This is a genomic window from Clostridium cellulovorans 743B (assembly GCF_000145275.1).
In the GTDB taxonomy this organism is placed as follows: domain Bacteria; phylum Bacillota; class Clostridia; order Clostridiales; family Clostridiaceae; genus Clostridium_K; species Clostridium_K cellulovorans.
This window is the reverse complement of record NC_014393.1, coordinates 4,786,183-4,805,207: the sequence shown is the minus strand read 5'-3', so window position 1 is coordinate 4,805,207 and position 19,025 is coordinate 4,786,183. Positions and strand designations below refer to the sequence as shown.

Annotated in this window: 19 protein-coding genes; all 19 read left to right on the top strand. The window is 43.4% G+C overall.

Annotated elements, in window-relative coordinates; all coding sequences use genetic code 11:
- The first annotated feature begins 87 nt into the window (after positions 1-87).
- On the top strand, positions 88-258 hold the full coding sequence (locus CLOCEL_RS23360; protein ID WP_010073987.1) for a hypothetical protein: 171 nt from the start codon (positions 88-90) through the stop codon (positions 256-258).
- A gap of 64 nt (positions 259-322) precedes the next feature.
- Complete coding sequence (locus CLOCEL_RS19895) at positions 323-1,924, top strand: terminase large subunit (protein WP_010073986.1); 1,602 nt, start codon at positions 323-325, stop codon at positions 1,922-1,924.
- Positions 1,925-1,942: 18 nt separating this feature from the next.
- On the top strand, positions 1,943-3,304 hold the full coding sequence (locus CLOCEL_RS19890; protein WP_010073985.1) for a phage portal protein: 1,362 nt from the start codon (positions 1,943-1,945) through the stop codon (positions 3,302-3,304).
- A complete protein-coding gene (locus CLOCEL_RS19885; protein ID WP_013291958.1) occupies positions 3,198-3,971 on the top strand; it encodes a head maturation protease, ClpP-related in 774 nt (257 codons plus the stop codon). The genes CLOCEL_RS19890 and CLOCEL_RS19885 overlap by 107 nt, the downstream gene beginning before the upstream one ends.
- Before the next feature lie 12 nt (positions 3,972-3,983).
- Positions 3,984-5,162, top strand: a complete 1,179-nt coding sequence (locus CLOCEL_RS19880; protein WP_010073983.1) for a phage major capsid protein — start codon at positions 3,984-3,986, stop codon at positions 5,160-5,162.
- A gap of 17 nt (positions 5,163-5,179) precedes the next feature.
- Positions 5,180-5,491 carry a head-tail connector protein gene (locus CLOCEL_RS19875; protein ID WP_010073982.1) on the top strand — a complete coding sequence of 104 codons (312 nt, stop codon included), beginning with the start codon at positions 5,180-5,182 and terminating at the stop codon, positions 5,489-5,491.
- Between the two features lies 1 nt (position 5,492).
- Positions 5,493-5,825 carry a head-tail adaptor protein gene (locus CLOCEL_RS19870; protein WP_010073981.1) on the top strand — a complete coding sequence of 111 codons (333 nt, stop codon included), beginning with the start codon at positions 5,493-5,495 and terminating at the stop codon, positions 5,823-5,825.
- A complete protein-coding gene (locus tag CLOCEL_RS19865; RefSeq protein ID WP_010073980.1) occupies positions 5,818-6,249 on the top strand; it encodes an HK97-gp10 family putative phage morphogenesis protein in 432 nt (143 codons plus the stop codon). Before CLOCEL_RS19870 ends, CLOCEL_RS19865 begins: the two co-directional genes overlap by 8 nt.
- Entirely contained in the window at positions 6,246-6,587 is a 342-nt protein-coding gene (locus tag CLOCEL_RS19860; RefSeq protein WP_010073979.1) for a hypothetical protein, read from the top strand. The genes CLOCEL_RS19865 and CLOCEL_RS19860 overlap by 4 nt, the downstream gene beginning before the upstream one ends.
- A gap of 2 nt (positions 6,588-6,589) precedes the next feature.
- Positions 6,590-7,189 (top strand): major tail protein, encoded by a 600-nt coding sequence (locus CLOCEL_RS19855; protein ID WP_010073978.1) that lies wholly within the window; start codon positions 6,590-6,592, stop codon positions 7,187-7,189.
- A 19-nt stretch (positions 7,190-7,208) separates the two neighbouring features.
- Positions 7,209-7,589, top strand: a complete 381-nt coding sequence (locus tag CLOCEL_RS19850) for a hypothetical protein (protein ID WP_010073977.1) — start codon at positions 7,209-7,211, stop codon at positions 7,587-7,589.
- 208 nt (positions 7,590-7,797) lie between these two features.
- Positions 7,798-10,410: a phage tail protein gene (locus CLOCEL_RS19845; RefSeq protein ID WP_010073975.1), complete on the top strand. Its 2,613-nt coding sequence runs from the start codon at positions 7,798-7,800 to the stop codon at positions 10,408-10,410.
- 12 nt (positions 10,411-10,422) lie between these two features.
- A complete protein-coding gene (locus tag CLOCEL_RS19840; protein WP_010073974.1) occupies positions 10,423-11,199 on the top strand; it encodes a distal tail protein Dit in 777 nt (258 codons plus the stop codon).
- A 3-nt stretch (positions 11,200-11,202) separates the two neighbouring features.
- Positions 11,203-13,728 (top strand): phage tail spike protein, encoded by a 2,526-nt coding sequence (locus CLOCEL_RS19835; RefSeq protein ID WP_010073973.1) that lies wholly within the window; start codon positions 11,203-11,205, stop codon positions 13,726-13,728.
- A 14-nt stretch (positions 13,729-13,742) separates the two neighbouring features.
- Complete coding sequence (locus CLOCEL_RS19830) at positions 13,743-13,940, top strand: hypothetical protein (RefSeq protein WP_010073972.1); 198 nt, start codon at positions 13,743-13,745, stop codon at positions 13,938-13,940.
- Complete coding sequence (locus tag CLOCEL_RS19825) at positions 13,933-14,517, top strand: hypothetical protein (RefSeq protein ID WP_010073971.1); 585 nt, start codon at positions 13,933-13,935, stop codon at positions 14,515-14,517. Before CLOCEL_RS19830 ends, CLOCEL_RS19825 begins: the two co-directional genes overlap by 8 nt.
- Positions 14,517-16,988 (top strand): glycosyl hydrolase family 18 protein, encoded by a 2,472-nt coding sequence (locus CLOCEL_RS19820; protein ID WP_010073970.1) that lies wholly within the window; start codon positions 14,517-14,519, stop codon positions 16,986-16,988. The genes CLOCEL_RS19825 and CLOCEL_RS19820 overlap by 1 nt, the downstream gene beginning before the upstream one ends.
- Before the next feature lie 73 nt (positions 16,989-17,061).
- Positions 17,062-17,472, top strand: coding sequence for a phage holin family protein (locus CLOCEL_RS19815; protein WP_010073968.1), 411 nt, complete (start codon positions 17,062-17,064; stop codon positions 17,470-17,472).
- 1 nt (position 17,473) lies between these two features.
- A complete protein-coding gene (locus tag CLOCEL_RS19810; protein WP_010073967.1) occupies positions 17,474-18,940 on the top strand; it encodes an N-acetylmuramoyl-L-alanine amidase in 1,467 nt (488 codons plus the stop codon).
- Positions 18,941-19,025: the final 85 nt, after the last annotated feature.

The window sequence follows — 19,025 nt, the reverse complement described above, 5'->3', positions numbered from 1 at the left end:
TGGCAACAACTCTGGTGGATAGTCGTATTCCAATATGTGTGATAGTACGGTAATGTACACATAACGAAAACGAAGGAGGCAAACGCCATGACAAACGAGATTATTTTTTCCTACAACAAAACAAGATGCCACGCATTAAAGGTTGCGGCACTTCTTGGGGGAGAGAGATACATTGGAGAGATGGATGGTTGGAAGATTTACCAAATCGACCCTCATGCCTTATTTGACCAGTTTGGATTTGTAGCCATCAAAGAATAAAAGTAAATTTTGCAGAAGACTCCGAAAGGGGTCTTTTTTGCTGTCCATTTTTGGAGGTGGAGAATTGAGAAAACTAAAAAAGTATGTTCCTACCAAGTTTAAAGCCAAGGACTCCATCTATGACAAGGAGGCGGCTGATTTTGTGGTTGCCTTTATTGAACAGCTTAAGCATACAAAGGGCGAGTTCTATAATCAGCCATTCGAACTTATAGATTGGCAGGAACAGATAATCAGAGATATTTTTGGAACATTAAAACCCGACGGGTATCGACAATTTACGACAGCGTACATCGAAGTACCGAAGAAATGTGGAAAGTCGGAACTTGCGGCTGCCATCGCATTGTATATGCTTTGTGCCGATGGGGAGCAGAGAGCCGAAGTGTACGGTTGTGCTGCTGACAGAGACCAAGCCTCGCTTGTATTTGATGTAGCGTGTGACATGGTTCGTCTTAGTCCGGCTCTTATGAAAAGATGTGACTTAAGACCAAGTAGAAAGACTATCGGTTTCGGTCCCACAAACAGTTCCTATAAGGCATTGTCAGCAGACGTTGCAGGCAAATCCGGTGTAAACGTAAGCTGTCTTGTGTTTGACGAGTTATGGGTTCAGAAAGACCGTAAGTTCTTTGACATGATGACAAAGGGTACATCGGATGCAAGAAGAAATCCTCTGCACTTTATTATCACAACAGCGGGAAATGATACGAACAGCATCTGCTATGAGTTACATCAGAAGGCTGTGGATATTTTAGAGGGCAGAAAAGTTGACCCTACATTTTACCCTGTCATTTATGGGGCAGACCAAGAGGATGACTGGACAGACCCGGAAGTTTGGAGAAAAGCAAATCCAAGTTTGGATATTACGATTGGCATTGAGAAGGTGCAAGCCGCCTGTGATAGTGCAAAGCAGAATCCGGGTGAAGAGAATGCCTTTCGACAGCTTCGTTTGAACCAATGGGTAAAACAGGCAGTCCGTTGGATGCCAATGGACAAATGGGATGCGTGTGCAGAGAACATACGAGAAGAAGATCTGGAAGGAAGAGTTTGTTATGGTGGCTTAGACTTATCAAGCACCACTGACCTTACATCCTTCGTGCTTGTGTTTCCACCACTTGATGCGGATGACAAGTATATAGTGCTTCCGTATTTTTGGGTTCCAGAGGACACGCTTGAACTTCGAGTGCGAAGAGACCATGTCCCCTATGACATTTGGGAGAGAGATGGCTATTTGCAGACCACGGAAGGTAACGTGGTTCACTACGGCTTTATTGAGAAGTTTATCGAGCAGCTTGGGGAGAAATACAACATCCGTGAAATTGCATTTGACCGATGGGGAGCAGTACAGATGGTACAGAACTTAGAGGGTATGGGATTTACGGTTGTTCCTATGGGGCAGGGATTTGCATCCATGTCTCCTCCAACAAAGGAACTTATGAAACTGACCTTGGAAAAGAAACTGGCTCATAATGGGCATCCGGTTCTCCGTTGGAACATGGATAACATTTATATCCGAAACGACCCGGCGGGAAACATTAAGGCCGATAAAGCAAAATCAACAGAAAAGATTGACGGTGCTATTGCAACAATCATGGCACTTGACAGGGCAATCCGATGTGGCAATGACACGAGTGAAAGTGTCTACGATACACGAGGGTTGCTTGTTTTTTAAGAAAGTGAGGATTAGAAAATGGGTATTTTGTCAGGAATATTCAAGTCGAGGGATAAACCTACAAACAGAACAGCAGGAAGTGCATATGGATTTTTCTTGGGAAGTTCAACAAGCGGTAAAAAGGTAAATGAACGAAGTGCGATGCAGATGACAGCAGTCTATTCGTGCGTGAGGATTTTATCAGAAGCGGTAGCAAGCCTACCACTTCATTTTTATGAGTACAGGGGAGACGGTAGCAAAGCAAAAGCTACCGACCATCCGCTGTATTTTTTATTGCATGATGAACCAAATCCGGAGATGTCTTCCTATACCTTTCGAGAAGTGCTTATGACCCACCTTTTGCTGTGGGGCAATGCTTATGCACAGATTATCAGAAATGGTAAGGGAGAGATTGTTGCTCTATACCCACTTATGCCTGATCGCATGACTGTGGACAGAGATGATAAGGGGAAAATCTACTACCAGTATTACATGACGGTAGATGATGCACCAACCAATCAAGGAAAATGGGTAACCCTTGCAGCAACAGACGTACTTCATATTCCGGGATTAGGCTTTGACGGACTTGTAGGATACAGTCCGATTGCTATGGCTAAAAATGCTATCGGCATGGCAATTGCCTGTGAGGAGTATGGAGCCAAGTTCTTTGCTAACGGAGCTGCACCAAGTGGTGTACTTGAACATCCCGGCACTATTAAAGACCCGTCTAGGGTAAGGGAGAGTTGGACACAGACCTTTGGTGGAAGTTCCAACGCAAATAAAGTAGCTGTTTTGGAAGAAGGAATGAAGTACACACCGATTTCTATCAGCCCTGAACAGGCACAATTCCTCGAAACGAGGAAGTTCCAAATCAATGAAATTGCTCGAATTTTCAGAGTCCCACCACACATGGTAGGAGACCTTGAGAAGTCGAGCTTTTCTAATATAGAGCAACAGTCATTGGAGTTCGTAAAATACACGCTTGACCCTTGGATTTCAAGGTGGGAGCAGGCTATGGTGCGTTCCTTACTGACGGCTCAAGAAAAAAAGAAGTATTTTATCAAATTTAACATGGACGGGCTTCTTCGAGGTGACTACCAGAGCCGTATGAATGGTTATGCCATTGGCAGACAGAACGGTTGGATGAGTGCAAACGATATCCGTGAGTTAGAAAACCTCGACAAAATTCCTGCTGAACTTGGTGGAGATTTGTATCTCATCAATGGAAACATGACCAAGTTACAGGATGCAGGTCTTTTTGCAAAAGGCTCGGAAGGTGGAGAGGAGGAAAACCATGAAGAAGTTCTGGAATTGGAAGAATCAGGCTCAGACGGAGAACAGTCCGGCGGAGAGAACGCTGTTTCTGAACGGAACAATCGCAGAGGAAAGCTGGTTCGATGACGATGTCACGCCACAGCTTTTCAAAGATGAACTCAATGCGGGGGAAGGCGATATCACGGTGTGGATTAACAGTCCCGGTGGTGATTGTGTAGCTGCGGCACAAATCTACAATATGCTTTCCAATTACAAAGGCAAGGTCACAGTCAAGATTGATGGTATTGCAGCATCTGCGGCATCGGTGATTGCTATGGCAGGAAAAGAAGTGCTTATGTCACCTGTTTCCATGCTTATGATTCATAACCCTATGACCATCGCAATGGGTGACCATGCAGAAATGCAGAAAGCCATTGATATGCTTGCCGAAGTCAAAGAGTCCATTATCAACGCTTACGTGTTAAAGACAGGTCTTTCAAGAGCCAAGCTGTCACACCTTATGGATTCTGAAACATGGATGAATGCCAATAAGGCGGTAGAACTTGGATTCGCTGATGGAACGCTTACCCGTGATAACGGTGGGGCAGAAAACAGCAACATGGAAGATGCTGTGGAAGCGGTGATGTTTTCAAGCAGAGCCGTAAATAACGCTTTGCAGAATAAGATTTCTGCCAAGTATGGCAAGCAGAAACAGACTGTGGTGCAACAGTCAGAAATCCCTGCACCGGAAACCAATGAACGAAATGTGGATGCTCTTTTGGAGCGTTTGGACATTATCAAAAATCATATTTAGGAGGATTTAATCATGACTATTCAGGAGTTAAGAGAAAAACGCAATACTGCGTGGAATGCTGCAAAGGCATTTTTAGAATCACATCGTACCGATAAAGGTACACTTAGTGCAGAAGACGATGCTACATACAATCGTATGGAAGAGGAAATCAACGCATTAAGCAATGAAATCAGACGTTTGGAACGTCAGGAACAGATGGAGGCAGAACTTAATAAGCCAGTAAACACACCTCTTACAACTAAGCCGGGAATGGCAAAGATGGGTGCAGAAGAGAAAAAGACTGGCAAGGCATCCAATGAGTATAAGGACGCTATGCTTGATGCATTACGTTCTAACTTTAAGCGTGTAAACAATGTGTTACAGGAAGGTGTCGATGCAGACGGTGGCTACTTAGTACCGGAAGAATACGACAGCAGAATGATTGATGTACTTACAGAAGAAAACATCATGCGAAGACTCGGACACACCATTACAACAAGTGGTGAGCATAAAATCAATATTGCAGCAACCAAACCGGCGGCATCCTGGATTGAAGAGGGTGGCGCTTTAACTTTTGGTGATGCAACATTCTCTCAGATTCTTTTGGATGCACACAAACTTCATGTTGCTATTAAGGTAACAGAAGAGTTGTTATATGACAGTGCATTCAACCTTGAGAAATACATCATCGAACAGTTTGGGAAGGCACTTGCTAATGCAGAAGAGGATGCTTTCCTTAATGGTGATGGTGTAGGCAGACCACTCGGTTTGTTTGCAGAAAACGGTGGTGGTACTGTAGCTGAAACACTTACAGCAGCAATCAAGGCAGATGACATCATCAATCTTGTGTATGCCCTTAAGCGTCCATATAGAAAGAATGCTTCTTTCATTATCAACGACAAGAACCTTGCTGTTCTTAGAAAGTTGAAGGACAACAACGGTGCTTATATCTGGCAGCCTTCTTATCAGGCGGGAGAGCCTGATAGATTGTTGGGTTATGCGGTACACACATCTGCATATGCACCGGAAGATGCGATTGCATTCGGTGACTACAGCTATTACAACATCGGTGACAGAGGTTCTCGTTCATTTGCAGAACTTCGTGAACTCTTTGCAGGTAACGGTATGATTGGTTATGTTGCAAAAGAGCGTGTGGATGGAAAGTTAATCCTTCCTGAAGCTGTGCAGATTTTGAAACTTAAGTCTGAATAAGACAGGGGGTGCAGATAGTGAGTGAATTGCTTGAAAAGGTTAAAACCAATCTGATATTGGAGCATTCCGCAGATGATACTCTTTTGGAGCAGTTCCTGACTGCTGCAACAGCCTATGCTGAAAGCTACCAACATTTAGACGAAGGGTTTTACTCTAAAAACACAATGCCTGCCACAACAGAGCAGGCAGTCATAATGCTTGCGAGCCATTTCTATGAAAGTAGGGATGGTTCGACAGGTGGCTTTTTTGCCGACAATGTTCAGGCAGGACAGCAGGTATGGAACACAGTCAATCTTCTTCTTAGGTTAGACCGGGAATGGAAGGTGTAGTATGAGTTTTGGAAAGATGACAGCCTTTATCGACATTGTGGAGAAACAACTCACAACGGACGATGAAGGCTTTTCTATTGAAAAAGATGTGGTTATCGCATCTGTCCGGGCATACAGAGAAGGAAGGCACGGGAGTGAGAAATGGGCAAATGTGGCGGTGTTTTCTACTGCTACAGAGTTGTTCCGTTTCCGTGTGATTCCAAATGTAACTGTAACAACGGATATGAAGATTATCTGCGGTGATCAGGAATTTGAGATTACATCCATTGAGAATGTAAAAGGCAGAGGGATGTATTTGGAGGCACTTGTACAGGAGGTGACGAGTAGTGGCTAAAGTATCTTGGAAGATGCCAGATGACTTTCTGATGAAGGTATCAAGGCTTGGAGAGAAAACGGATGTCATTTTACCGAAGGTGCTTGAAGCAGGGGCAGAGGTTGTGGAGGCAAAGGTACGTTCCAATTTACAGTCTGTGGTTGGTAAAGACACAAAGTATAAGTCACGAAGTACGGGTCAGCTTTTGGATGCCCTTGGAACTTCGCAACCCCTACAGGATAAGAACGGAGATTTTAACATTAAAGTTGGATTTTCTGAACCACGTCCGGATGGGGAGAGCAATGCGATGTTGGCTTCTGTTCTTGAGTATGGGAAGAGTGGTCAGCCTGCAAAACCTTTTATGAAACCTGCGAAAAGTGCGAGTAAATCAGCCGCCATTAGTGCGATGAAAGAAAAACTGGAAGAGGAGATTAAAAGGGTATGAGTTTTCTATCAGAGATTAAAGGTGTGGTTACATCCTGTGGTCTGCCTGTGGAAACGGGTGTGTTCAAAGGAAAAGCACCAAATGAATATGTGGTGGTAACACCTATGGGTGATTCCTTGGAAGTTCATGCGGATAACCGTCCGGGTTATGAGATTGAAGAGGCAAGGCTGTCCCTGTTTGTGAAAGGGAATTACACCACACAGAAAAAGAAACTTATGAAAGAACTACTTGATAGGGATTTCACGATAACGGATGGAAGATACATCGGTCACGAGAACGATACGGACTTCCATCACTATGCCATTGATGTGGCAAAACATTATGAAATGGAGGAATAATTATGGCTACGATTGGTCTTGATAAATTATTTTATTCGAAAATCACAGAAGATGCAGACGGAAACGAAACCTACGCAACTCCTGTGTCTTTGGCAAAGGCTATGTCTGCGGAATTATCCGTGGAACTGGCAGAGGCTACGCTGTATGCCGATGACGGTGCTGCTGAAATCGTAAAAGAGTTTCAGAGCGGAACACTTACACTTGGTATTGATGACATTGGTGCATCTGTAGCGGGTGACCTTACAGGAGCAACCATTGATAAGAACCATGTGTTGATTTCAACATCCGAAGATGGTGGTACACCTGTTGCGATTGGATTCCGTGCAAAGAAAGCAAACGGAAAATACCGTTACTTCTGGTTATACCGTGTAAAATTTGGTATTCCTGCGACAAACCTTACCACAAAGGGAGAGAGCATTGAGTTTTCAACCCCATCTATTGAAGGAACGGTTCTTCGTAGAAACAAGGTGGACGGTCTTGGCAAGCATCCTTGGAAAGCAGAAGTGTCCGAAGATGATACAGGCGTTAGTGCTACAGTTATCAAGAATTGGTATGACGATGTATATGAGCCAACATATACAACTACAGGCACTACAGAATAATTAGTGGAGGATATCAGATATGGATGAAAGAACAGCAGTTGTAAATATTGGTGGTACAGAGTATGAAATGCTCCTTACTACCCGTGCGACAAAGGAAATCGCAGGACGATACGGCGGGTTGGAGAACCTTGGAGAGAAGCTCATGAAGTCTGAGAACTTCGAGATGGCTCTCGATGAGATTATCTGGCTTATTACTCTTTTATGTAATCAGCCTATCCTTATTCACAACCTTAAAAATCCAAATGAGAAGAAACCGGAACTCACAGCAGATGAGGTGGAACTTCTTACTTCACCAATGGAACTTACGGATTATAAGGACGCAATCATGGATGCGATGTATAAAGGTACAAAGCGTAACGTGGAAAGTGAATCAGAAGGAAAAAACATAGTGGCCGAGTAAGCGACGATGAGTTGTTTACCCGGCTTTTGTATTACGGCATCGGTCAGCTTCATCTGTCACAGGATGAGTTCTGGCTGATGCCTTTTGGTTTATTTATGGATTTATGGGAGTGCCACAAACAGTACAACGGCATTTCCAAGCCAAAGCAGGAATTATCCATTGATGATGTAATTCCTTATGGAATTTAGCGGAAAGGAGGAAAAGACACATGGCTGATAATTTTGGTCTGAAGATTGGTGTCGAAGGTGAGAAAGAGTTTAAGAAAGCACTGGCAGATATCAATCAGTCGTTTAAGGTATTGGGTTCGGAAATGAAACTGGTATCGGCACAATTCGACAAAAACGATAATTCGGTTGAGGCTTTGTCTGCAAGAAATAAAGTCTTAAACAAGGAAATCGATGCACAGAAGAGCAAGATTGAAACCTTAAGGTCTGCCCTCCAGAACGCATCCACATCCTTTGGAGAAACGGACAGACGCACACAAAGCTGGCAGATTCAGCTTAACAATGCTGAGGCAGCACTTATTGCTATGGAGAAGGAACTCAAAGCAAATAATACTGCACTTGAAACAGCGAATGCCAATTATGATGACGCGGAAGATTCTCTTAAGGATATGGACCGTAGAATGGATGAGGTTTCCGACTCGGCAGACGATATGGGGGATGAAATCAAGGAAGCCGGGGATGAGGCAGATAAGTCCGAGGATAAGTTTAAGGCTCTTGGAAGTACACTAAAAGGTATCGGTGTTGCTATGGGAACCGTAGTGGCGGCGGCTGGAGCTGCAGCCATCAGCCTTGGCAAAGAAGTGGTGTCTGCGTATGCAGACTATGAACAGCTTGTCGGTGGTGTAGACACCTTGTTTAAGGAATCATCGGGCAAACTGCAAACTTATGCTTCCAATGCTTATAAAACAGCAGGTATGTCTGCAAATGATTATATGGAAACCGTCACAGGCTTTTCTGCATCACTGATTTCATCTTTGGGTGGAGATACAGAAAAAGCTGTGGAGTATGCGGATATGGCTATTACGGATATGTCTGATAACGCCAATAAGATGGGTACAGATATGTCTCTTATCCAAAATGCATATCAGGGTTTTGCAAAGCAGAACTACACGATGCTTGATAACTTAAAACTTGGTTATGGTGGTACAAAAACGGAAATGGAACGATTGCTTGCAGATGCACAGGCTATTTCCGGTATTGAGTACGATATTTCTTCCTATGCCGATGTGGTGGCTGCAATCCATGTTATTCAGGAAAACATGGGAATTGCCGGGGCAACGGCAGCAGAAGCAGAGAACACGATTTCTGGATCCATTAACTCCATGCAGGCTGCGTTGCAGAACTTAGTGGTAGGTTTCGGAAACGCTGATGCAGACATGACGATGCTCTGTAATAACGTGGTGGATGCATTCCAAGATGTGGTTAGAAACATTACTCCTGTTATAGAGAATATTGTGTCGGCTCTTCCAACGGTAACGGGAGCATTGCTTGAGGCATTTGCACAGTTACTTCCTACGTTACTTCAAACAGTAACAGACCTTTTTTCACAAGTATTAAATACCATCTTACAGTTGATTCCAACGCTGATTCCTGCGGCAGTACAAGCAGTCATTACAATCGTGAATGCGATTATAGAAAATCTGCCTTTGCTTATTAACGCAGCCATTCAAATGATTTCAACTTTGGTACAGGGAATTGCAGAGGCTCTGCCTACTTTAATTCCTGCCGCAGTACAGGCACTTGTGACGATTGTGCAGAGTTTGATTGACAATCTGCCAATGCTCCTTGATGCAGCCCTACAGCTTGTGATGGGATTGGCGCAGGGCATTATTGCAGCCATTCCTGTGTTGTTAGAGGCATTGCCACAGATAATCATTTCCATCGTGGAATTTATCGTGGCAGCAATCCCGCAGATTATCGAGGCAGGCATACAGCTTTTATCATCACTCGTTACGGCATTGCCACAAATCATTACAACGATTGTAACTGTGATTCCACAGATTATTGATGGAATTATTACAGCAGTTATTGAGTCCATTCCACTCATTATCGATGCGGGGATTAAGTTACTGATTTCTTTGGTGGAGAGCCTTCCAACAATCATTACAACGATTGTGGATGCCATTCCAAAGATTATCACAAGCATTGTAAATGCCCTGATTGGAAATATCGACAAGATTATTATGGCAGGTGTTCAGCTTTTAGTTGCGTTGATTAAGAACCTGCCACAGATTATCGTGTCGATTGTAAAAGCAGTACCACAGATTATTTCTGCAATCGTGAAAGGCTTTGCAGGTGGCGTGTCACAGATGGCTACCATCGGTTTAAACCTCATCAAAGGTATCTGGAATGGTATTGGAGATGCTGCATCGTGGCTTTGGAATAAGGTCAGCGGTTTCTGTTCTAATCTTATGGGCAAGATTAAGGATTTCTTTGGTATCCATTCTCCATCACGAGAGATGGCTTGGGTCGGAGAAATGCTTACAGAAGGTTTGGCAGGAGGTATTGGCGATACAGCCAAATCTGCAATTACAGCGGCAGAGGATATGAATGCAGGCATTATGGATGTAATGAATGGACTAGCCGGAGATATGAAGTCGGCTGTTCCTACGAACTTTAATCTTGATGCAAATGCAACAGTAGCTTCGGTTGCAAGTGGAATGAACGGAGTGGGAAGTGGAGCATCTTACGGTTCCCTTATTTCCATTTCACAGATGATTGTCAGAAGTGAAGAAGATATCCGTAAGATTTCGCAGGAATTATACAATTTGATTCAGACAGGTTCCCGTGCACAGGGACGTTTTTCTACAGCATAAGGAGGTGGTTGTGTGGGTTTTATATTCAATAGTGTTACATCAAAAAGTATGGGTATGAGGGCTAGGCTTACTTCATGGCAGGTAAGCGGTCAGCTTAGAAACTACACAACTATAGTTCCGGGGAAATACGGAGTAGCAGATTTCGGTGCTGACCTTGATGCAAGGGAGATTAAACTGGAGTGCAGTATTTTTCCAAAAGGCAGTTTCGGGGAGTTAATCCTAGCTTTGGATGATATTGCACTCTGGCTTGACCCAACGGATGGATTGGGCGAGTTAATTCTTGATGATGTACCAGACCGATACTTTATGGCAAGAATTGACGAAAAGGTTGATTGTGAGAGATTGCTCCGTTCTGCGGGGCATTTTTCTTTGAAGTTTTTTTGCCCAGATCCATTCGGATACGCAATCAATGATGAGACTTTTCTCATTGATGCAGAAGGAACACATGAGATTAAAAGAGAAAAAGGAAATGTGGATTCAAATCCCATTTATAAAATAAAAGGAGTTTTGTCTCCAAGCGTAAGTAATTATATCAGCATAACGACTAACGGACAGGAACTTAAGGTTGTGAATGCTACACTTTCAGAGGGAGAAACACTTGTTGTAGATACGGATAAGATGACAGCCTATGTGGAGGATGAGAATGGAGTGATTGTTAGAAACGGACTTCCTTATTTACAGGAGTTAAACTTCCCATCCCTCTATGTAGGAAAGAACAGTATTTCCGTATCGGTAAAGAATGCCACTTTTACGAGCCTTGGTATTCAGGCAAAAAGCAGATGGAGGTAGGATATGTCATTAAAAACAGTTTTGAATAAGCAGACAGATTTTACAGGCGAATTTCCATCAGAATATGCCAAAGACGGATTGTGGCGTTTTAGTGAGTCTGCTCCAGATGGAAATACGGAATTAGCCGATTCATCCGGCATGGGAAGAAATGCGTATATCAATAAGTGGTCGGGAACTACGGCATCACTTCGAGCAGGTATCTTCGGTAATTATTTTCGAATGAACATAAACAACCCAGCCACAGAGCAGACCTACCTTAAGGTAACAAATGATGGTTCTCTTTTTGCAAATATCGGAGAGAGAATTATCTGTGGCGGGTGGATGCAGCCGACAACGTATTCCATCGGGAATACATATACACCAATCCTTAATACCCGTTATGGTCCGGGACAGCCTATTTTTTATCTTTCTTTGATTAGAGGAAAGCCAAGACTGATGCTGTATAACTCTTCGGGGACATTGATTTTAGATAAGTCCGTGTCACCGACCATTTCTTTTTCTAATGGTAGTTGGTATTTTATAGCGGCAGTTATTGAGCCATCCAATAAGAAAGCATGGATTGTGGTGGGGGATAAATCCACAGGAGAAGCGTGGATTTCCGAAGATTTGAGTATTACGGGTGATTTGAACACCACTTGTACAGCAGACCTTATCTGGGGTATGCACTCCATGTCTTATTGGTATGCAGGTGGTTTCGATGACTGGTTTTTGGATTGTGATAGTGAACTTACAGCAGAGGATTTGGTTGATTATTTTCATTCGGCCTGTTTGGCAAATGGTGGGGATACAACGGGTGACATAGACGGAACGACAAGTCCGGGAGTTGTTACTCTCCGTGCTACAAGCGGTGTGTATCCGACAGAAGCTGTCTTTACCTCTGCTGCAGCAAAGTGCAATCTTTCAGGAACAGGAAAAGTATCTGTCACAAGTGAATATGTGGTTGGTACGACCTCTGTTTCTAACATTGAAACATCCACAAGTGATGATTTGGTGGAGTGGAGTGATTGGGTGGCGGTATCCACAGATGGCAAATTGCAGTCTCCGAACAGGGAGTACATTCGTTTTAGAATGACACTTTCTACAACGGATACTTCCAAAACACCGAAGGTGGTAGATATCAGACTGTATGATATTCCGAAAGCACCATACGGAAAGATTGGCTATGCCCGTCCTGTTGTCTTGGATGAGAATGGAGCGTGGGAGTCTGTACTTGAAAATGCCTATGACATTATTGTTACGGGAGAAATCAACGGAGAAGATACGCTGACATTTAAAATTTCATACAGGGATGCAAAACGAAGATATATTGACAGCGAGAAGAAAATACAGATTGTAGACGATGTCTATAAGGTCAGAACCGTTACAGATACAAAGGCTACCGATGGTACAACAGTTACGGAAGTGTATGCAGAGGCAGAGTTCTATGATTTGACCTTTTCCGTAAGAAAAGAGGAACGAACCTTTGATGCAGAACTCCCGGAAGTGGCAATGCAGTATGCACTTGCTGATACGGAGTGGAGTGTCGGAACGGTAGAAGTAAAGACAAAACGAACATGGACGAGTAAAGAAAAAAATGCTCTTTCCATTCTTCGTAATATCGCAGACCTGCATGGCGGTGATCTGGTATTTGACTGTCCGAACAGACTGGTTCATTTACTTACAGTTAATGGCAAGGACAGCGGAGCCTTGTTTGCTTATAAAAAGAACATGAAGAGTATTAAGCGAGTGGTGGATACCAGAAGTCTTGTAACGAGGCTTTATGCGGTAGGTGCAGAAGGATTAACATTTGCAGATATCAATGGTGGGAAACCTTATGTAGAGGATTTTACTTTTACTAAGGATATCCGAATTACCACACTTGACTGTTCTTCATTTACCAATCCATATCAGATGCTTGAGTACACCAATATGAGATTGGCAGAATACTGTAAACCGTCCATTTCCTATGTGCTGAATGCTATGGACTTATCGGTGCTGACAGGTTACGAGCATGAGGCTTGGGAACTTGGTGATTATGTAAGAGTGGAAGATAGGGAACTTGGTCTTTCCATCACAACAAGAATTATCCGAAGAGAGTATAACTTGCAGGAGCCTTGGAATACGGTGCTTGAGTTATCGACCACATTAAAGAACTTAGGCTCATCAGCAACACAATGGGATAGCGTGGCTGACACACTCGAAGGAACGAGCATGGTCACGAACGACGACATTCGTGAAATGGTTCCATTTAATCTGCTGCGAAATTCGAGAGCCGATGATGGACTGGCGTATTGGGTTAGTTCCGGTTTTGAAGCTGACGGAGAGAATGGGGCAAGCGGTACAGCTTCCTTTAAGGCAGAAGGTGTAAGTGGAATGACAAAGAGTCTTTCACAGACCGTGTATCCTGCGAATCGTTCCAGTTATACGCTGTCGGCACAGATTGGCTCGGAGAACCTTAAGAAACTATCCGATTCTTCGCAAGTAGGGATTGAGGTTGTCATTGAATATGAAGATGGAACGACAGAAACAAGATTTATTGATTTATATTGATGGAGGTGTGAGAAGTGGCATATTTTTCCGCAACATCTGCTAGGGTCACACCAAAAAACTATGGAGAGCGAGTAAAGTCCATTACTGTAAGGGTGTGCATTACGAATTGTACAGGAACTTTGTATGTAACGGATTTACTTTTGCAGGGTGGCTCGGTAGCAACGGGGTGGATAGGACATCCATGTGAGATTAAGTGGTCGCAAGATGGGTAATGTTGCATTTATTCGACTTGCAGAGGTCATCAATAAGAAACAGGATAAGTGTGTCACAAGCATATCGGTCAGTCCTATCATTTCCGATTGTTCCGGCACGATTTATTTTACAGACCTTCAGCTACAGGAAGGTTCGGCACTTACAGGCTATGCACCACATACAGAAAAATTACTGACAAAAAGCCAAGACGATGGAGTGGATAGAGAGCCAGTTTGGTTTAATGGGGTGGTTCGTTCCAAGGAAACAGTTATTGTATGCAACCTTGGCGGCACATCGGCTGGACTGGATATCAGTGTATATCCAAAGTCAGATATGGCATCTGATTCCATAGAACTGGCACAAGGTGTCGGAGGTCAAAGGGTAAGGTTTCCATCTGCGATGAAAGCGGACGATGAAATACAGCTTTTGGCATCCACAAGGGAGTGCCTTAAAAATGGAGCAGCGGAGAAGAAAGAAGGATTTTATCAGTATAGTGCAGCGTGGGATTCCAAACACATCGTAAAGGTGGAAAAGGGAAAATCGGCAAGGGTACTGTTTGAACTGCAGGAAATGGAAGATGGAGGTGAGCTTTTGTAATGAATACGCTTGAAGGAAGACAAGTCATGGTGTGGACATTCATGGGAAATACCCGAATGTATCAGGCACTTAGGGATTATGGAGACCGAATCAGTCAGATTGGTCTTTTTTCTTTTAAGGTAAAAGCAACAGGAGAGATTTATGAGTCTGGTGTTGCCATTTCCAATATGCTCACTTACATCAACAAGTGGTCTCATATCAAGTGGCTGCTTACTGTAGCAAACGATGGTAGCAACAGTATTTTTAAAGCACTTAGGGATAATACAGATGGTGCACAGGATATGTTTCTTTCTGAGATTGTAAGAATTATGAAAAAATATTCTTGGTGTGACGGAATTGACATTGACTTGGAAAAAGGAGATGGATATTCCACACACAAGGCATCTACACAGATGTTTGCCAATATTTATAACACAGTAAAGGGATATGATTCATCCAAACACATGAATATCTGTCTGCCGGGCATGACTTCCGTGAATGGTTCGGTTGGTGGAGAGAACTGGTGCGTGTATGCCGATTTGGATAAATACTGCGATACAGCATCCATCATGAGTTATGGTATGGCTTGGGCAGGTTCTGCTCCTGGACCCGTATCTCCGAGAAGTTGGCTTGAGGGAATTTATGATTATGCCTCTAAGGTTATGAATCCAAAGAAGGTGTTTCTTGGAATGCCGACTTATGGATGGAACTGGCAGATTTACGATGACCCGGCAAATATCGGAAAGACATACAGAGGGACTTCCAATACCTATTATGCAGCACAGAACTGGATGAAAGGAAAGTATAACTTCACGGGAGATGCTCCACCACAGCCTTTTATTCCAATTCTGTCTTATTGGGATGATGACAATAAAGTACCGTGGGCATTGCCACAGGTGTATGACTACATGGAAGGGCAGGATGCCACTTCCCGATCACAGCCACAGATAGCAAGTTCCTATAACGGAAGAAAGTATCTGACAGCCTATAGCAAGGAGCAGAAGGCAGAGTTTGGAACTATCTATGTTGACCGGGGTGGAGGTACTCCTGACAAATACACAGGTGTTGTTTCAGTATCAGACAGCATGGTTTCTTTAGGTGATGAAGGTACGGCTACATACAACTTTACGGTTGCATCGGCTGGAACTTATGATATTGCAGTAAGGCTATGTTATCCGTTTTGGGATAAGAACGGTGTTTATATAAGCATTGATGGGGCAGAAGTACATTTCTATGAGAGCCGATTGTGGTGGCCGTATTGGAGAACAACCTTCTGGAAAACACTTGCAAAAGGTGTGGCTTTGTCTGCCGGAACACATACGATAAAAGTATCTGTTGATGTAAAAGGGGTACAGTTTTATGGTTTTAGGGTCTGCTCGGCATTCAATGAGTATCCATCAGCGGGGGATGCCACCTATGTGGTTGCTCCGAGACAATTTAAAGATGTGGATGGCAATATGGTTGGACCCGACAAAGGTTTTAAGCTGACACTTGAAATGCTTAGAAGAAAGCCAGACTCGGCACTTGTTTGGTATGAAGATTTCAGAGATAGTGGTGTGCTTGAAACAGGGTTCTGGAAAACCGATAGTGGGAAATGGAGTATATGGCGAGAAGATGAGTATTCGACAGAAAGAGTCTACTCGCAGCTTGAAGGATATGGAGACCTTATGTGGGACTATTCAGGCTTTAAGGACATACACATTAGAGCGCGACTTGGTTTTCTAAAGAACGGTAGTGGCAGAGCTGGTGTATTTTGTGGCAGTCTATATTGTTGTCTTAATATCTCTAATCAGGCAGTAGAACTGTACAATGGTTCGACATTGATTGGAAGTTATGCTACGGAGATTGCAAAAAACACGGATGCATCCTTACGAACGGATCCAAGCGTTTATACCGTAGAAATGCGAATCAGAAATGGAAAGGTAAGGGTTTATTCCGGTTCTTCTTCTGTTCTTCGTTTTACGGCAAACGTGAGCGGATTTACGGGAGGTTATGCAGGGTATCGTTCTGACAATACATCCATTTGCGAACTGCTGCGTATGGGTGATGCATGGACATATGAGCCATATGAACGCTTTGATGTGATTATGCCGGATGGCAAGACATCATCCTTTGGCAGAATTGCAAGAACGAACTGTGTATGGAATGATGAGTTTCAAGTGTTTACGCTCACAAGCGATGTGGAGGAATCCACTACACGAAGTGAGGAAATATCACTTGAATATGATTTTTACCATTCACATACGATGGAGTCGTTATCCTGTGGGAATGATTACTCAGTTAAGATTATTCCCAAGGATATAAATATATGGATTTCAAGGCTTTTCCTTGGAGATGCAGATGGTTTTTCTATTCTGTATTACCAAGATGTGGACAGTCTTGTGTATTGGATTAACCAGGCAGCATATCGGTGGAAGTTAAGAGGCACTTGTATGTGGTCTTTAGGACAGGAAGATATGAGACTGTGGGAATGGTTACCAAAGCAGATATAGGTATATGGAAATTAGCAATTGCTCGAAAGGGTGGTTGCTTTTTTTATACAAAAATTTAAAGGAGGACAAAACCATGAAAGCATTTTGGAATGGAATTCAGGCTGTATTTACGGTCATTGGTGGATGGCTCGGATACTTCCTTGGAGGTTGTGACGGACTGTTGATTGCACTTGTTGTATTTGTAGTTGCTGATTATGTGACTGGTGTGATGTGTGCAATTTCCAACAAAACACTCTCTAGCGAAGTAGGTTTCAGAGGTATCTGCCGTAAGGTGTTGATATTCATCCTTGTGGGAATGTCAAACATTCTGGATGTGCAGGTGATTGGAACAGGCAGCGTACTTAGAACAGCGGTCATTTTCTTTTACCTTTCTAACGAAGGTGTATCACTTTTAGAGAATGCCGGGATTTTAGGTCTGCCAATTCCTGAAAAACTGAAACTTGTATTGAAGCAGTTGCATGAAGATGCAGAAAGCGAGGAGTAGCATGAAGTTAATTGAATCTATTATGACAAACAATCCCTGTTATAAGGCAGGGAAGAAAATTACTGTCTTAGGGCTGATGCTTCATTCGGTTGGGTGTTCCCAACCGAAGGCATTAGCCTTTATTAATTCGTGGAACAAGTCTTCTTATGACAGAGCCTGTGTCCACGCATTTATTGATGGTAATGATGGAACGGTGTATCAGACACTTCCTTGGAATCACAGAGGATGGCATGGTGGTGGCTCAAGTAATAATACCCATATCGGTGTAGAAATGTGCGAGCCTGCCTGCATCAAGTACACAGGCGGTTCTTCATTTACCTGTTCTAACTTGGAAGAGGCAAAAGCTGTAGCCAAAAGAACCTATGAGGCGGCTGTGGAGTTGTTTGCAATGCTCTGTACGGAGTATAGCTTAGACCCAACAGCAGATGGTGTCATTATAAGCCATAAGGAAGGTCATGCTCGTGGTGTGGCAAGTAACCACGGAGACCCAGAACATTTGTGGACACAGCTTGGCATGGGTTACACAATGGATGGATTCCGTAAGGATGTAAAAGCTGCAATGGTTACAGAGGATACGAGTTCCTATACGAAGATTATGGGAACAGCAGTTGCAACAGCAGAACAGATGGCGGCTTACATTAAAGCAAAGAACCCATCTGTGGCTCAGTCGGTAATTGATATGATTCCGCTTTACTTATCAGAAGGCAAGGCAGAGGGAGTAAGAGGAGATATTGCATTCGCACAGTCTTGTCTGGAAACAGGTAACTTCAAATTCGAAGGGACTGCCGTAACACTTGCACAGAACAACTACTGTGGTATGGGTGTAACTTCTAAGGGTAAAACGGGAAATTCCTTTGATACTGCACAGCTTGGTATCAGGGCACAGATTCAGCACTTAAAGGCTTATGCCTGTGCAGATGCTCTTGTGAATGAATGTGTAGACCCACGATTCAAATATGTCACAAGAGGAAGTGCAGAATATGTGGATTGGCTCGGTCAAAAGGAAAATCCGAATGGAAAAGGCTGGGCAACAGGCAAAGGCTATGGTGGTAAGATTCTTACTATCCTTAATGCCATTATCGGTACTAAGGTTGAAAAGCCTGTAGAAGAAAAAGAAGTATGGTATCGTGTGCGTAAGACATGGGCGGATGCGGCATCACAGAAGGGTGCATATCATAATTTGGAATATGCAAAGAAGTGCGCTGATGAGAATAAGGGTTATTCCGTATTTGATGAGTCCGGGAAAGTGCTGTATTCCAACACAGCATTTGAACCTTATCTTGTAAAGGTCAGCATCTCTGACCTTAATATCCGTAAGGGTCCAGGAACGAACTATGCAAGAACGAAGTATATTCCAAAGGGAGTATATACCATTGTGGAAGAGTCCGATGGTAAGGGTGCAACCAAATGGGGCAAGTTAAAGTCCGGTGCAGGATGGATTTCCCTTGATTATGTAAAAAGAGTATAAGTGACACAGTAGGCCTGTGGATTCCGTTTGGAGTCTGCAGGCTTATTTTTTTTGCTCAAAAAGGGGAAAAAGGGGCGTTTCGTTT

Coding starts and splice junctions, on each gene's coding strand:
- CLOCEL_RS23360 (WP_010073987.1), top strand. CDS start 88: ATGACAAACGAGATTATTTTTTCCTACAACAAAACAAGATGCCACGCA.
- CLOCEL_RS19890 (WP_010073985.1), top strand. CDS start 1,943: ATGGGTATTTTGTCAGGAATATTCAAGTCGAGGGATAAACCTACAAAC.
- CLOCEL_RS19885 (WP_013291958.1), top strand. CDS start 3,198: ATGAAGAAGTTCTGGAATTGGAAGAATCAGGCTCAGACGGAGAACAGT.
- CLOCEL_RS19880 (WP_010073983.1), top strand. CDS start 3,984: ATGACTATTCAGGAGTTAAGAGAAAAACGCAATACTGCGTGGAATGCT.
- CLOCEL_RS19870 (WP_010073981.1), top strand. CDS start 5,493: ATGAGTTTTGGAAAGATGACAGCCTTTATCGACATTGTGGAGAAACAA.
- CLOCEL_RS19860 (WP_010073979.1), top strand. CDS start 6,246: ATGAGTTTTCTATCAGAGATTAAAGGTGTGGTTACATCCTGTGGTCTG.
- CLOCEL_RS19855 (WP_010073978.1), top strand. CDS start 6,590: ATGGCTACGATTGGTCTTGATAAATTATTTTATTCGAAAATCACAGAA.
- CLOCEL_RS19850 (WP_010073977.1), top strand. CDS start 7,209: ATGGATGAAAGAACAGCAGTTGTAAATATTGGTGGTACAGAGTATGAA.
- CLOCEL_RS19845 (WP_010073975.1), top strand. CDS start 7,798: ATGGCTGATAATTTTGGTCTGAAGATTGGTGTCGAAGGTGAGAAAGAG.
- CLOCEL_RS19835 (WP_010073973.1), top strand. CDS start 11,203: ATGTCATTAAAAACAGTTTTGAATAAGCAGACAGATTTTACAGGCGAA.
- CLOCEL_RS19825 (WP_010073971.1), top strand. CDS start 13,933: ATGGGTAATGTTGCATTTATTCGACTTGCAGAGGTCATCAATAAGAAA.
- CLOCEL_RS19820 (WP_010073970.1), top strand. CDS start 14,517: ATGAATACGCTTGAAGGAAGACAAGTCATGGTGTGGACATTCATGGGA.
- CLOCEL_RS19815 (WP_010073968.1), top strand. CDS start 17,062: ATGAAAGCATTTTGGAATGGAATTCAGGCTGTATTTACGGTCATTGGT.
- CLOCEL_RS19810 (WP_010073967.1), top strand. CDS start 17,474: ATGAAGTTAATTGAATCTATTATGACAAACAATCCCTGTTATAAGGCA.